At 60.5% G+C, this 13,608-nt stretch carries 13 protein-coding genes; 12 read left to right on the top strand and 1 reads right to left on the bottom strand.

The annotated features are described in order from the left end of the window. Window positions 1-148: 148 nt before the first annotated feature. The 7 genes from AO240_RS19335 to ispD all read left to right on the top strand — a co-directional run bounded on the left by AO240_RS19335 (window position 149) and on the right by ispD (window position 7,939). Window positions 149-1,096, top strand: coding sequence for an acetyl-CoA carboxylase carboxyltransferase subunit alpha (locus tag AO240_RS19335; protein ID WP_058412411.1), 948 nt, complete (start codon window positions 149-151; stop codon window positions 1,094-1,096). A gap of 163 nt (window positions 1,097-1,259) precedes the next feature. Then, complete coding sequence (gene tilS, locus AO240_RS19330; RefSeq protein WP_099238405.1) at window positions 1,260-2,570, top strand: tRNA lysidine(34) synthetase TilS; 1,311 nt, start codon at window positions 1,260-1,262, stop codon at window positions 2,568-2,570. 273 nt (window positions 2,571-2,843) lie between these two features. Continuing rightward, on the top strand, window positions 2,844-4,475 hold the full coding sequence (locus AO240_RS19325; RefSeq protein WP_058412409.1) for a CTP synthase: 1,632 nt from the start codon (window positions 2,844-2,846) through the stop codon (window positions 4,473-4,475). Between the two features lie 5 nt (window positions 4,476-4,480). Then, on the top strand, window positions 4,481-5,326 hold the full coding sequence (gene kdsA / locus AO240_RS19320; RefSeq protein ID WP_058412408.1) for a 3-deoxy-8-phosphooctulonate synthase: 846 nt from the start codon (window positions 4,481-4,483) through the stop codon (window positions 5,324-5,326). A gap of 157 nt (window positions 5,327-5,483) precedes the next feature. Next, the gene (gene eno / locus AO240_RS19315) at window positions 5,484-6,773 is read left to right on the top strand and encodes a phosphopyruvate hydratase (protein WP_099238403.1); all 1,290 of its coding nucleotides are present in this window, start codon (window positions 5,484-5,486) and stop codon (window positions 6,771-6,773) included. 183 nt (window positions 6,774-6,956) lie between these two features. Further along, complete coding sequence (gene ftsB, locus AO240_RS19310) at window positions 6,957-7,235, top strand: cell division protein FtsB (RefSeq protein ID WP_058412406.1); 279 nt, start codon at window positions 6,957-6,959, stop codon at window positions 7,233-7,235. Further along, window positions 7,232-7,939, top strand: coding sequence for a 2-C-methyl-D-erythritol 4-phosphate cytidylyltransferase (gene ispD / locus AO240_RS19305; protein WP_099238401.1), 708 nt, complete (start codon window positions 7,232-7,234; stop codon window positions 7,937-7,939). The genes ftsB and ispD overlap by 4 nt, the downstream gene beginning before the upstream one ends. Before the next feature lie 282 nt (window positions 7,940-8,221). Here ispD and AO240_RS19300 read toward each other — a convergent pair whose 3' ends face one another. Further along, on the bottom strand, window positions 8,222-9,118 hold the full coding sequence (locus AO240_RS19300; RefSeq protein ID WP_099238399.1) for a LysR substrate-binding domain-containing protein: 897 nt from the start codon (window positions 9,116-9,118) through the stop codon (window positions 8,222-8,224). Between the two features lie 109 nt (window positions 9,119-9,227). On the opposite strand from AO240_RS19300, the gene AO240_RS19295 reads away from it, so the two are divergent. The 5 genes from AO240_RS19295 to surE all read left to right on the top strand — a co-directional run bounded on the left by AO240_RS19295 (window position 9,228) and on the right by surE (window position 13,594). Next, window positions 9,228-10,340: an S-(hydroxymethyl)glutathione dehydrogenase/class III alcohol dehydrogenase gene (locus AO240_RS19295; protein ID WP_099238397.1), complete on the top strand. Its 1,113-nt coding sequence runs from the start codon at window positions 9,228-9,230 to the stop codon at window positions 10,338-10,340. A gap of 88 nt (window positions 10,341-10,428) precedes the next feature. Further along, window positions 10,429-11,274 (top strand): S-formylglutathione hydrolase, encoded by an 846-nt coding sequence (fghA, locus tag AO240_RS19290; RefSeq protein ID WP_099238395.1) that lies wholly within the window; start codon window positions 10,429-10,431, stop codon window positions 11,272-11,274. A 54-nt stretch (window positions 11,275-11,328) separates the two neighbouring features. Beyond that, on the top strand, window positions 11,329-11,802 hold the full coding sequence (gene ispF / locus AO240_RS19285; protein ID WP_058412401.1) for a 2-C-methyl-D-erythritol 2,4-cyclodiphosphate synthase: 474 nt from the start codon (window positions 11,329-11,331) through the stop codon (window positions 11,800-11,802). Continuing rightward, on the top strand, window positions 11,799-12,857 hold the full coding sequence (gene truD, locus AO240_RS19280; protein WP_099238393.1) for a tRNA pseudouridine(13) synthase TruD: 1,059 nt from the start codon (window positions 11,799-11,801) through the stop codon (window positions 12,855-12,857). The genes ispF and truD overlap by 4 nt, the downstream gene beginning before the upstream one ends. Continuing rightward, on the top strand, window positions 12,845-13,594 hold the full coding sequence (gene surE / locus AO240_RS19275; RefSeq protein ID WP_099238391.1) for a 5'/3'-nucleotidase SurE: 750 nt from the start codon (window positions 12,845-12,847) through the stop codon (window positions 13,592-13,594). The genes truD and surE overlap by 13 nt, the downstream gene beginning before the upstream one ends. Window positions 13,595-13,608 lie beyond the last annotated feature (14 nt).

Genomic DNA, 13,608 nt, shown 5'->3' with positions numbered 1-13,608 from the left:
GCCGGGCGCGTTCTTTTTGATGAAGAGTATTCGCCCGATCTCGACCCAACATTTAATCTCGACCTAGACGCGCCTGTCCCTTAAGGTAGCGCGAATAGACAACCGGCTGGCCAGGCACTCCCTGGCCGTCGACCCAAGACGGACGCTTATGAACCCGAATTTTCTTGATTTCGAACAGCCGATCGCTGACCTGCAAGCCAAAATTGAAGAACTGCGCCTGGTCGGCAATGACAATTCCCTGAATATCGGCGATGAGATTGCTCGACTGCAAGACAAGAGCAGCACGCTCACCGAAGACATTTTCGGCAAGCTGACCAGCTGGCAGATCGCGCGCCTGGCTCGCCACCCGCGCCGTCCGTACACGCTGGACTACATTCAGCATATCTTCACCGAGTTCGACGAGCTGCATGGCGACCGCCACTTCTCTGACGACGCGGCCATCGTCGGCGGTATCGCTCGCCTGGACGACCAGCCGGTAATGGTGATCGGTCACCAGAAAGGCCGTGAAGTGCGCGAGAAAGTTCGCCGCAACTTCGGCATGCCGCGCCCTGAAGGCTACCGCAAGGCGTGCCGCCTGATGGAAATGGCCGAGCGCTTCAAAATGCCGATCCTGACCTTCATCGACACCCCGGGCGCCTACCCCGGTATCGACGCCGAAGAGCGCAACCAAAGCGAAGCGATCGCCTGGAACCTGCGCGTGATGGCCCGCTTGAAAACCCCGATCATCGCCACCGTCATTGGTGAAGGTGGTTCCGGCGGTGCACTGGCGATTGGCGTGTGCGACCAGTTGAACATGCTGCAATATTCGACCTACGCGGTGATCTCGCCGGAAGGTTGCGCCTCGATCCTGTGGAAAACCGCCGATAAAGCCCCGGACGCTGCCGAAGCCATGGGCATCACTGCCGATCGCCTCAAAGGCTTGGGTATCGTTGATAAAGTTATCGGCGAACCGTTGGGCGGCGCCCACCGTGACCCGGCTGCCGCTGCCGCGAGTATCCGCGCTGAACTGGGCGCGCAACTGGCGATGCTCAAGAAGCTGGATAACGAAGCGCTGCTCAAGCGCCGTTACGAGCGCTTGATGAGTTACGGTCTCTAAGAGCGCCGCAATACTGAATGTGGGAGGCGGCTTGCCCCCGATTGCTGAGTGTCAGTCAATGTATTTGGTGACTGATGCACCGCTATCGGGAGCAAGCCCCCCTCCCACATTTGCTTTGTGTATGCTTGGCCAACGTATTCCAGATTTGCGGCGGTAACCTCTGATGAAACCGGTGCTCTGCGCCAAACTCCTGCAGACCCTCGCCCCGTGGCGCAACGCCCCGGCTTGGCATGTCGCTTTTTCTGGCGGCCTCGATTCCACCGTCCTGCTGCATCTCCTCGCTTCTCTGGCAAACATTCCACCTCTGCGTGCTGTGCATGTTCACCACGGCCTGCAAGCGGCGGCTGACGCGTGGCCACAGCATTGCCAAACGGTCTGCGACGGTTTGGGCGTGCCCTTGCGCGTCATGCGTGTGCAGGTGCAGCCCGGCGCCAGCCTTGAGCGTGCAGCGCGTGACGCGCGTTACTCGGCGTTTGCCGAGGTGATCGGGGCAGGGCAGGTGTTGCTGACGGGCCAGCACCGCGACGATCAGGCCGAAACCCTGCTGTTTCGCCTCCTGCGTGGGGCAGGGGTGCGAGGGCTGTCGGCAATGCCGGCGCATCGCCCATTCGCGGCTGGCCACCTGGTGCGGCCGCTGCTGAATGCCTCGCGCGCTGAATTGGAGGCCTACGCACACGAACATCAGTTGACCTGGATCGAAGACCCCTCCAACGCCGACCCGCGTTTTTCGCGCAATTACCTGCGCCATCGTGTAGTGCCAACGCTGACCGAGCGTTGGCCCCAAGCCGTCACCCGCCTGGCGCGCGCTGCCGAGCATCTGGGTGAAGCCCAGGGCCTGCTTGACGAATTGGCCCGCATAGACCTGCAAACCGCCGATCACCCTTCGCCATTTCCCTGGCTGCCATTGCCATCATTGGCGCTGGCGCCGTTGCGCGAGCTTTCCGACGCCCGCCAACGCAACGCCCTGCGCAATTGGCTGACACCGCTGACGCGTTTGCCCGACAGCGACCATTGGGCCGGCTGGTATTCACTGCGCGATGCCAAGTGCGACGCACAACCGCTGTGGTGTTTGGCCGACGGCCAATTGCATCGTTGTGGCTCACGCATCTGGTGGCTGCCTTCAAGCTGGTCGGCGTTTTCCGACGCGTCAGTAAGCTGGCTTGATCCGCAAAACCCACTAAAGTTACCCGGCAATGGCCAGCTCAACTGTATCGGCAAGGCCCCCGCAGGCCCATTGACGATCCGTTATCGCCAGGGCGGCGAAGTCGTCGAAGTGCCAGGTCGCGGCCGGCGCGATCTCAAGCGCCTGCTGAATGAATGCGGGCTGCCGGGCGTGGTGCGTGGCAGATTGCCGCTGCTGTATCGGGGCGAGCAATTGCTGGCTGCCCCAAGCCTTGCAGGGCTATGGGCGATGCCGCCGGGCGACTGGCAATTACAGTGGATGCCACAGACCTGCGATCAAGGTTTGAGCTGATAGAGCCTTTCCGGTAGACTACGCTCCCTTCTTGATACAACTTCTGTGGATTCGCCTGAATCGCAGTCGTTGCCGATTACCAAGCAGTCTTTGCTGGGCGATTCCAAAAAATGTGTAGCGATCAACGCACCAGTGTTTCACTGCTGGTCTGTCACCACGCGGCGGTTTTTTTGAAAGGTGCACTGTGATTAATGCAGGTGATCGGGGGCTTCGGCCTTCCTTCGCTTTCCCCGGCGGCTCGGACCGCTTTAACGCAGACTTCTAGGGTTTTTCATGACGCGCTACATATTCGTCACGGGCGGTGTTGTTTCTTCATTGGGGAAAGGCATTGCCTCCGCTTCATTGGCGGCCATCCTGGAGGCGCGGGGACTTAAGGTCACCATGCTCAAGCTGGACCCGTACATCAACGTTGACCCGGGCACCATGAGCCCGTTCCAGCACGGTGAAGTGTTCGTCACACACGACGGCGCCGAGACCGACCTGGACCTGGGCCACTACGAGCGGTTCATCCGCACGACCATGACCCAGAACAACAACTTCACCACAGGCCGTGTTTACGAACACGTGCTGCGCAAAGAGCGCCGTGGTGACTACCTGGGTGCAACCATCCAGGTGATCCCGCACATTACCGACGAAATCAAGCGCCGCATCATCAAGGGCGCAGGCGATGCCGACGTGGCGATGGTCGAGATCGGTGGCACCGTGGGTGACATCGAATCGCAACCGTTCCTCGAAGCCATTCGCCAATTGCGTTTCGAAGTCGGCGCCAAGCGCGCGATGCTGATGCACCTGACGCTGGTGCCATACATCGCCACCGCCGGCGAAACCAAAACCAAGCCTACCCAGCACTCGGTCAAGGAACTGCGTTCCATCGGCCTGCAGCCGGATGTGCTGGTGTGCCGCTCCGATCACCCGATCGACATTTCTTCGCGTCGCAAGATCGCGCAATTCACCAACGTTGAAGAACGTGCGGTCATTGCCCTCGAAGACGCCGACACCATCTACAAGATCCCGGGCATCCTGCACTCGCAAGGCCTGGATGATTTTGTGGTCGAGCGTTTTGGCCTGCAATGCAACGGCGCGGACCTGTCCGAGTGGGAAGCGGTGGTTGACGCCAAGCTCAACCCTGAGCATGAAGTGACCATCGCCATGGTCGGCAAGTACATGGAGCTGCTCGACGCGTACAAGTCGCTGATCGAAGCCATGAGCCACGCCGGTATCAGCAACCGTACCAAGGTCAACTTGCGCTACATCGATTCCGAAGACATCGAAAACCAGGGCACTGCGCTGCTCGAAGGTGTTGATGCCATTCTGGTGCCAGGCGGTTTCGGCCTGCGTGGCGTGGAAGGCAAGATCACCGCCGTGCAATACGCCCGTGAGAACAAGGTGCCGTACCTGGGTATCTGCCTGGGTATGCAAGTGGCCGTTATCGAGTTCGCACGTAACGTGCTGGGCTGGAAAGACGCCAACTCCACCGAGTTCGATCACGCCAGCGGTCACCCGGTCGTGGGCCTGATCACCGAGTGGGAAGATGCCACCGGCGCCGTTGAAACGCGTACTGAAACTTCCGACCTCGGCGGCACCATGCGCCTTGGCGCACAAGACTGCCTGCTGGAGCCGGGGTCGTTGGTTCACGATTGCTACGGCAAGGACGTGATCGTCGAGCGTCACCGTCATCGCTACGAAGTGAACAACAACCTGCTGCCGCAGATCAAGGAAGCCGGCCTGAAAGTGTCCGGTCGCTCCGGTGATGGCAAGCTGGTTGAAGTGGTCGAGGCGCCGGATCATCCATGGTTCGTGGCGTGCCAGTTCCACCCGGAGTTCACCTCGACGCCGCGCGACGGTCACCCGTTGTTCACCGGTTTCGTTAAAGCAGCACTGACGCAACATCAGAAGAAGGCGTAAACCTGATGGCCCAGAAGATCATTCGCGTAGGCGACATCGAAATTGCCAACGACAAGCCCATGGTGCTGTTCGGCGGCATGAACGTGCTGGAAAGCCGTGACATGGCGATGCAGGTCTGTGAAGAGTACGTCAAGGTTACCCAGAAACTGGGTATCCCTTACGTGTTCAAGGCCAGCTTCGACAAGGCCAACCGTTCGTCCGTGACCTCCTATCGCGGCCCGGGCCTTGAAGAAGGCATGCGGATCTTCCAGGACATCAAGCAAGCCTTCGGCGTGCCGATCATCACCGACGTCCACGAGCCCGAGCAGGCTGCCGTGGTCGCCGAGGTGTGCGACATCATCCAGTTGCCGGCCTTCCTGTCGCGTCAGACCGATCTGGTGGTTGCGATGGCCAGGACCGGCGCTGTGATCAATATCAAAAAAGCCCAGTTTCTCGCGCCACAGGAAATGAAACACATCCTGAGCAAATGCGTGGAAGCGGGTAACGACCAGTTGATCCTCTGTGAGCGCGGTTCGAGCTTCGGCTACAACAACCTCGTGGTCGACATGCTCGGTTTCGGCATCATGAAACAGTTCGAATACCCGGTGTTCTTCGACGTGACCCACGCGCTGCAAATGCCCGGTGGTCGTGCCGATTCCGCCGGTGGGCGGCGCGCCCAGGTATTGGACCTGGCCAAGGCCGGCATCAGCCAGTCGCTGGCCGGGCTGTTCCTGGAAGCCCACCCGGACCCGGACAATGCCAAATGCGACGGCCCGTGCGCCCTGCGCCTGGACAAGCTGGAGCCGTTCCTGGCCCAGCTCAAGCAGTTGGACGAGCTGGTCAAGAGTTTTCCGACGGTAGAGACCGCGTAACGGCCGTTTCTCCGGTAGACTTTCCCTCGCTTTACGCTCAGGCCTGCGGGCCTGAGCCTTGTCGCCTGCAAGCCTGCCCCGTTGTTCCACCCTTGCGGTCGGTCAAAAGATTTCCTTCAGCTGCGTCGTTTTCGTCAACTTTGGAGTGTTTACAACAATGGCAAAAATCGTCGACATCAAAGGTCGTGAAGTTCTCGACTCCCGTGGCAACCCCACCGTCGAAGCCGACGTGCTTCTCGATAACGGCATCATCGGCAGCGCCTGCGCGCCGTCCGGTGCGTCTACCGGTTCGCGCGAAGCGCTGGAACTGCGTGATGGCGACAAGAGCCGTTACCTGGGCAAAGGTGTACTCAAGGCCGTCGCCAACATCAATGGCCCGATCCGCGACCTGCTGCTGGGCCAAGACCCTGTTGACCAGAAAGCCCTTGACCACGCGATGATCAAGCTCGACGGCACCGACAACAAAGGTAGCCTGGGCGCCAACGCCATCCTCGCCGTGTCCCTGGCTGCCGCCAAGGCCGCCGCACAGGACCAGGACCTGCCGCTGTACGCGCACATCGCCAACCTGAACGGCACGCCGGGTGTTTACTCGATGCCGGTGCCGATGATGAACATCATCAACGGTGGCGAGCACGCCGATAACAACGTCGACATCCAGGAATTCATGGTGCAGCCGGTGGGTGCCAAGACCTTCTCCGAAGGCCTGCGCATGGGCACCGAGATTTTCCATCACCTCAAAGCAGTGTTGAAGGCGCGTGGCCTGAGCACTGCGGTGGGTGACGAAGGTGGTTTCGCGCCGAACCTGGCGTCCAACGAAGATGCACTCAAAGTGATCTCCGAAGCGGTGGCCAACGCTGGCTACACGCTGGGCACCGACGTGACCCTGGCACTGGACTGCGCCGCCAGCGAATTCTACGAAGACGGCAAGTACAACCTGTCCGGCGAAGGCCACGTGTTCACCTCCGAAGGGTTTGCCGACTACCTGAAAGGCCTGTGCGAGCGTTACCCGATCATCTCGGTTGAAGATGGCCTGGACGAGTCCGACTGGGCCGGCTGGAAAATCCTCACCGACAAAATCGGCGAGAAGGTTCAACTGGTGGGCGACGACTTGTTCGTGACCAACACCAAGATCCTGCAAGAAGGCATCGACAAGAAGATCGCCAACTCGATCCTGATCAAGTTCAACCAGATCGGCACCCTGACCGAAACCCTGGAAGCCATTCAGATGGCCAAGGCTGCGGGCTACACCGCCGTGATCTCGCACCGCTCCGGCGAAACCGAAGACTCGACCATTGCCGACCTGGCTGTGGGCACCTCGGCTGGCCAGATCAAGACCGGTTCGCTGTGCCGTTCCGACCGCGTTTCCAAGTACAACCAATTGCTGCGTATCGAAGAGCAATTGGCAGGTAAAGCCAAGTACAACGGTCGCAGCGAGTTTCGCGGCTGATTGTTTCGCGGCGTGTTAAATAGTAAAAAGTTGGCAGGTGGCGTCGGAAAATTCTCGATAGAATAGATTTCGACGCTAATCTGGTGGCGATCAAGTACAAGCCTGGTTTTTCCAGGCTTCGTGCTATCAGTTGCTTTAAAAGTTTTACATGGCTGTCTTTTTTTACTGGATACCCGGATTTCGATGCGCAGTCCCAATTGGTTGTTCCTCGTCTTGCTCTTGTTGCTGGCTGGCCTGCAATACCGCCTATGGGTCGGTAATGGCAGCTTTGCGCAAGTGAAAGAGCTGACCCAGCAAATTGCCGACCAGCACGCCGAAAACGAAATTCTGCTGGAGCGTAACCGCGTCCTTGACGCCGAAGTGCTTGAGTTGAAAAAAGGTACCGAGACCGTTGAAGAGCGGGCTCGCCATGAGTTGGGCATGGTCAAGGAGGGCGAAACCCTCTACCAGCTCGCGCAATGAGTGACCGTTTACCGGCCTTCTGGGCCGTGATTCCTGCCGCGGGCGTCGGTGCCCGTATGGCCGCAGACCGTCCCAAGCAGTACCTGCAACTGGGCGGGCGCACCATTCTCGAACACAGCCTTGGCTGTTTTCTCGACCACCCATCGCTCAAGGGCCTGGTGGTCAGTCTTGCTTCTGATGATCCTTATTGGCCCAACCTGGCGTGTGCCACAGACCCGCGCATTCAGCGTGCGGACGGTGGTTCGCAGCGCTCAGGCTCGGTACTCAATGCGTTGCTGCAACTGAATGCGCTGGGCGCCGATGATGACGACTGGGTGTTGGTGCACGACGCGGCGCGGCCCAACCTGAGTCGCGATGACCTCGACAAACTGCTGGCTGAGCTGGCGCATGATCCGGTCGGCGGTTTGCTGGCCGTACCGGCGCGCGACACCCTCAAGCGCGCCGACAAACACGGTCGTGTGGTCGAAACCGTGGATCGCAGCCTGGTCTGGCAAGCGTACACGCCGCAAATGTTTCGCTTGGGTGCCCTGCATCGGGCCTTGGCTGACAGCCTGGTGGCTGATGCGGTGATCACCGACGAAGCCTCAGCCATGGAATGGTCCGGCCAGGCGCCGCGCCTGGTTGAAGGGCGCGCGGACAATATCAAGGTGACCCGGCCGGAAGATCTGGAGTGGCTGCGGCTGCGGTGGGCGAATCGGCGGTAGTTGGTGGCACCGAGTCGACGCTATCGCGAGCAAGCCCGCTGCCACAGTTGAACCGGGGTTGACCTGTCGGAACACGGTCAACTGTGGGAGGTGACCCGGCCGGAAGATCTGGAGTGGCTGCGGCTGCGGCTGCGGTGGGCGAATCGGCGGTAGTTGATGGCACCGAGTCGACGCTATCGCGAGCAAGCCCGCTCCCACAGTTGACCGGGTTCCTACAGGTCAACCCTGTTCAACTGTGGGAGCGGGCTTGCTCGCGATGAGGCCAAACCAGCCACCTCGTCATCAAAGGCTGTACTCCGGCCGCTCGGCCAACCCCACCTTCAAAAAATCCACCAGCTTGCGCACCTTCGGCGACAAGTGCCTTTGCTGCGGGTACAACGCCCACACTGCCGTGTTCGGCGGCTGGTGCGCTTCCAGCAATGGCACCAACGCGCCACTGTGCAAATGCTCCAGCACGTAATAGTCCGGCAACTGGCACAACCCAACGCCTTGCAAGGCTGCATCCAGCACCGCTTGCCCACTGTTGCAGCGCCAGTTTCCCTGCACCCGTTGCGAAAATTCGCGCCCGTCCTGGGCCAGTTGCCAAATATCCGAGCTGCCAATCAGGCAGTTATGCCGACTTAATTCCGACACGCTGTGCGGCCGACCATAGCGCTCCAGGTAGGACGGCGACGCGCACAGGTACATGCGCCGAGGGGCGAGGCGGCTGGCGACCATGCGCGAGTCTTGCAGGCGCCCGAGACGGATCGCCAGATCGAGGCCTTCGTGCACCAGGTCCAACTGAAGATTGCTCAGTTCAATATCCACTCGCAGCTGTGGGTAGAGCCCCATGAACCGCGTGACCAACGGCACGATAAAACGCTCGCCGTAGGCCACGGCGCAGGTCATGCGCAGCATGCCCTTGGGTTCACTGGCCAGGTCGCCCACGGCGCGCAAGGCTTCTTCGCGACCGTCCTGCAGGCGCTGGCAGTGTTGCAGGAAGGTCTGGCCGGCCTCGGTGAGGGTTACCTTGCGCGTACTGCGATACAAAAGCCGCGTTTGCAAACGTTCTTCAAGGCGCGCCACCTGTCGGCTGATGTGCGACGACGACACCCCAAGCCGCTCGGCCGCCGCCGTGAATTGGCTGTATTCAGCCACGGCGACGAACTCGTCAATGCCTTCCCAACGGTTTTCCAACACGGCGATTATCCCTGTATGGCAATAATGTTTTGCTTTTGCCTGGATTATTAATCAACGAGCCATGTTTTACACTCACCGTCTTAGTTTTTAACTCCCTGGAGAAACCCGGATGATCAAGTCCCGCGCCGCCGTAGCCTTCGAAGCCAATAAGCCCCTTGAGATCGTTGAAGTGGATGTCGCCATGCCCAAGGCGGGCGAGGTGCTGTTGCGCGTGGTCGCATCCGGCGTGTGCCACACCGACGCCTACACCTTGTCGGGCGCAGACCCGGAAGGCATCTTCCCGTCGATCCTCGGCCATGAAGGCGGTGCGGTGGTTGAAGCGATCGGCGAGGGCGTAACCTCGGTGGCCGTCGGCGACCACGTGATCCCGCTGTACACCCCGGAATGCGGCCAGTGCAAATTCTGCCGATCGGGCAAGACCAACCTCTGCCAGGCCATTCGTTCTACGCAAGGCAAAGGCCTGATGCCCGACGGCACCACGCGCTTTTCCTACAAAGGCCAGCAGATTTTCCATTACATGGGTACGTCGACGTTCTCCGAATACACCGTGCTGCCGGAAATTTCCGTCGCGAAGATTCCTAAAGAAGCCCCGCTGGAAAAAGTCTGCCTGCTGGGTTGCGGTGTGACCACCGGCATCGGTGCGGTGCTCAATACGGCCAAGGTCAAGCCGGGCGACACCGTGGCCATCTTTGGCTTGGGCGGCATTGGCTTGTCGGCCGTGATCGGCGCCGTCAAGGCCAAGGCCGGGCGCATCATCGCCGTCGACATCAACCCGGCCAAGTTTGAAATCGCCAAGCAATTGGGCGCCACCGACTGCATCAATCCGAAAGATTACGACCGCCCGATTCAAGACGTGATCGTCGACTTGACCGATGGCGGCGTGGACTTTTCCTTTGAGTGCATCGGCAACGTGCAACTGATGCGCGCAGCCCTCGAGTGCTGCCATAAAGGCTGGGGCGAGTCGGTCATCATCGGGGTTGCCGGTGCCGGCCAGGAAATTTCCACGCGCCCATTCCAACTGGTGACCGGTCGCGTCTGGCGCGGTTCGGCGTTCGGTGGCGTGCGTGGCCGTACCGAATTGCCAAGCTACGTGGAAATGGCCCAGACCGGCGAAATCCCGCTGGACACCTTCATCACCCACACCATGGGCCTGGAAGACATCAACAAAGCGTTTGACCTGATGCATGAAGGCAAGAGCATTCGTACCGTCATCCACTTTTGAGCAGCTTCTAGCTGCAAGCTGTAAGCGCCAAGTGGGTGTACGCCTGCTTGCCGCTTGAAGCCTGCAGCTTGTGGCTGGGAGCATTCCCATGACGCTGGAAAATATTTCCTGCCAGAAGAGCTTCGGCGGCTGGCACAAACGCTACAAACATCATTCCGATGTGCTGGGTTGCGACATGACCTTCGCCGTCTACTTGCCGCCACAAGCGGAGCAGGGCGGCAAGTTGCCGGTGTTGTACTGGCTGTCGGGCCTGACCTGCACCGATGAAAACTTCATGCAGAAGGCCGGTGCCCAGCGCATGGCTGCCGAACTGGGGTTGATTATCGTCGCACCCGACACCAGCCCGCGTGGGCCAGGTGTGCCGGACGACCCAGACAACGCGTGGGATTTTGGCCTCGGCGCAGGCTTTTACCTGAATGCCACGCAGGAGCCTTGGGCCAAGCACTATCGGATGCATGACTACGTTGTGCAGGAATTGCCGGCGTTGGTTGAAGCGCATTTCCCGGCGTCGGATAAGCGCGGCATCAGCGGCCACTCCATGGGCGGCCATGGCGCGCTGGTGTGTGCGCTGCGCAACCCGGGGCGTTACCTGTCGGTGTCGGCATTTTCGCCGATCAACAACCCGATGGATTGCCCGTGGGGGCAAAAAGCCTTTTCGCGTTACTTGGGCGAAGAACGTTCAAAGTGGCGGGAATGGGATGCCTGCGTGCTGATCAGTGAGGCCACGCAAAAGCTGCCATTGCTGGTGGATCAGGGTGATCGCGACGACTTCCTCACCGTGCAACTCAAGCCTGAGGCGTTGCAGCAAGCGGCCAAGGCGGCTAATCACCCGCTTCAATTGCGTTTGCAGCCTGGCTACGATCACAGCTACTTCTTTATCGCCAGCTTCATCGAAGATCATTTGCGACACCATGGTCGTGCTTTGCTCGGTTAATGTGAGGCAAAAGTAGGTAGAATCACGCCCTGAATTAAATCGGGGCGTTTTTTTATGCGTATTGGCCACGGCTACGATGTGCACCGTTTCGCTGAAGGCGATTTCATCACCTTGGGCGGCGTGCGCATTGCACACCACCATGGGTTGCTCGCTCATTCCGACGGCGATGTTGTGTTGCATGCCTTGAGCGATGCCTTGCTCGGCGCGGCGGCGTTGGGCGATATCGGCAAGCACTTCCCGGACACCGACCCCACCTTCAAGGGCGCGGACAGCCGCGTGCTGTTGCGCCACGTGGTCGGCCTGATCCACGCCAAAGGCTGGAAGGTCGCTAACGTCGACAACACCATCGTGGCCCAGGCACCAAAAATGGCCCCGCATATTGAATCGATGCGTGCACTGATTGCCGCAGACCTGCAAATTGAATTGGATCAAGTCAACGTGAAAGCCACCACCACCGAAAAGCTCGGGTTTACCGGTCGGGAAGAGGGCATCGCGGTGCACTCCGTCGCCCTGTTGCTGCGCGCATGAATGACCTGCAACTGCTGGGCCCACGGGCTTACGGCGAGGCCTTGGGCAGCGCGGTCTTGAAGGCGACGGCTGAAGATTTCCAGGTAGACGAAGTGCTCGATATTCCGCTGACCGGCGATGGCGAGCACCTGTGGCTGTGGGTCGAGAAGCGCGGGCTCAACACCGAAGAGGCCGCGCGGCGCATCGCCAAGGCCGCCGGCGTGCCGTTGCGCACCGTCAGCTATGCCGGGCTCAAGGACCGCCAAGCGTTGACCCGCCAGTGGTTCAGCGTGCAACTGCCGGGCAAGGCCGACCCGGACATGAGCGGTGCAGAAAACGACAGCCTCAAGATCCTTAAAACTGCGCGCCACAAGCGCAAGCTGCAGCGCGGCGCACATTCGGCCAACGGCTTCACCCTGCGCCTGACCCAACTGGCGGGCGATACCGCCGCCATCGACGCGCGTTTGCAGCTGATCGCCGAGCACGGTATTCCCAACTATTTCGGCGCCCAGCGCTTTGGTCACAACGGTGGCAACGTGGTGGACGCGCGTGAGTGGGCGGCGCGCAAGGCCTTGCCGGAGCAGCGCAATGTGCGTTCGCGGTTGCTGTCCACCGCGCGCAGTTTTTTGTTCAACAAAGTCTTGGCGGCACGTGTCGCTGACGGTTCCTGGCAGCGCGCCCAGGTCGGCGACCTGCTGGCGTTTACCGACAGCCGCAGTTTTTTCCCGGCGGGCGAGGCTGAATGCAGCGACCCGCGCCTGGCAATTCTGGACCTGCACCCTACCGGGCCGCAGTGGGGCGAAGGCGATTCGCCAGCGGCCGGTGCGACGCATGCGCTGGAACAAGCGATTGCCGCCAGCGAACCAGAGCTGCGCGATTGGCTGGTGAATGCCGGCATGAGCCAGGAACGTCGCATTCTGCGACTGCCCATTGGCGGGTTGACGTGGCATTATCCTTCGCTGGACATTCTGCAATTGGAATTCGTCCTGCCGGCCGGATGCTTCGCCACTGTCTTGGTGCGCGAGATTGTTGATCTGGTGCCGGTGGGGCAGACGGACAACCCATGCGTATTCTGATATCAAACGATGACGGTGCCACCGCACCCGGCCTTGCCGCGCTCTATGCTGCGCTGCAAGATTACGCCGAGTGCGTGGTGGTGGCCCCTGACCAGGACAAGAGCGGCGCCAGCAGTTCGCTGACGCTCGACCGTCCTTTGCACCCGCAGGTTCTGGCCAACGGCTTTATCAGCGTGAACGGTACCCCCACTGACTGCGTGCACCTGGCGATCAACAGCTTGTTGAGTCAGGAGCCAGATTTGGTGGTGTCGGGTATCAATCTGGGCGCCAACCTGGGCGATGACGTGCTGTATTCCGGTACCGTGGCGGCGGCCCTTGAAGGGCGCTTTCTGGGCCGCACTTCATTCGCCTTCTCCTTTGCCTCGCGGCAACTGGACAACCTCGCGACCGCAGCGTATTTCGCCCGCAAGCTGGTGGAGGCCCACGGTTCACTCGACCTGCCGCCACGCACGGTGCTCAACGTAAATATTCCCAACTTGCCGCTCGACCATATTCGCGGCATTCAACTGACGCGCCTGGGCCACCGTTCCCGCGCGGCCGCGCCACTGAAAGTGGTCGATCCGCGTGGCAAGGAAGGTTATTGGATCGCGGCCGCGGGCGATGCCGAGGATGGCGGCCCAGGCACGGACTTTCATGCGGTGATGCAAGGTTATGTTTCGATTACCCCGTTGCAGCTTGATCGCACCTTCAGTGATGCCTTCAGTAGTCTCGATGGCTGGCTCGAGGGGCTGCGTTGATGGCCCGTGAACAA

Origin of the sequence: Pseudomonas sp. ICMP 460, assembly GCF_002723595.1 — a bacterium.
GTDB classification, from domain to species: Bacteria; Pseudomonadota; Gammaproteobacteria; order Pseudomonadales; family Pseudomonadaceae; genus Aquipseudomonas; species Aquipseudomonas kitaguniensis.
The sequence above is the reverse complement of the archived record's forward strand: the minus strand, read 5'-3'. Positions and strand labels throughout refer to the sequence as shown.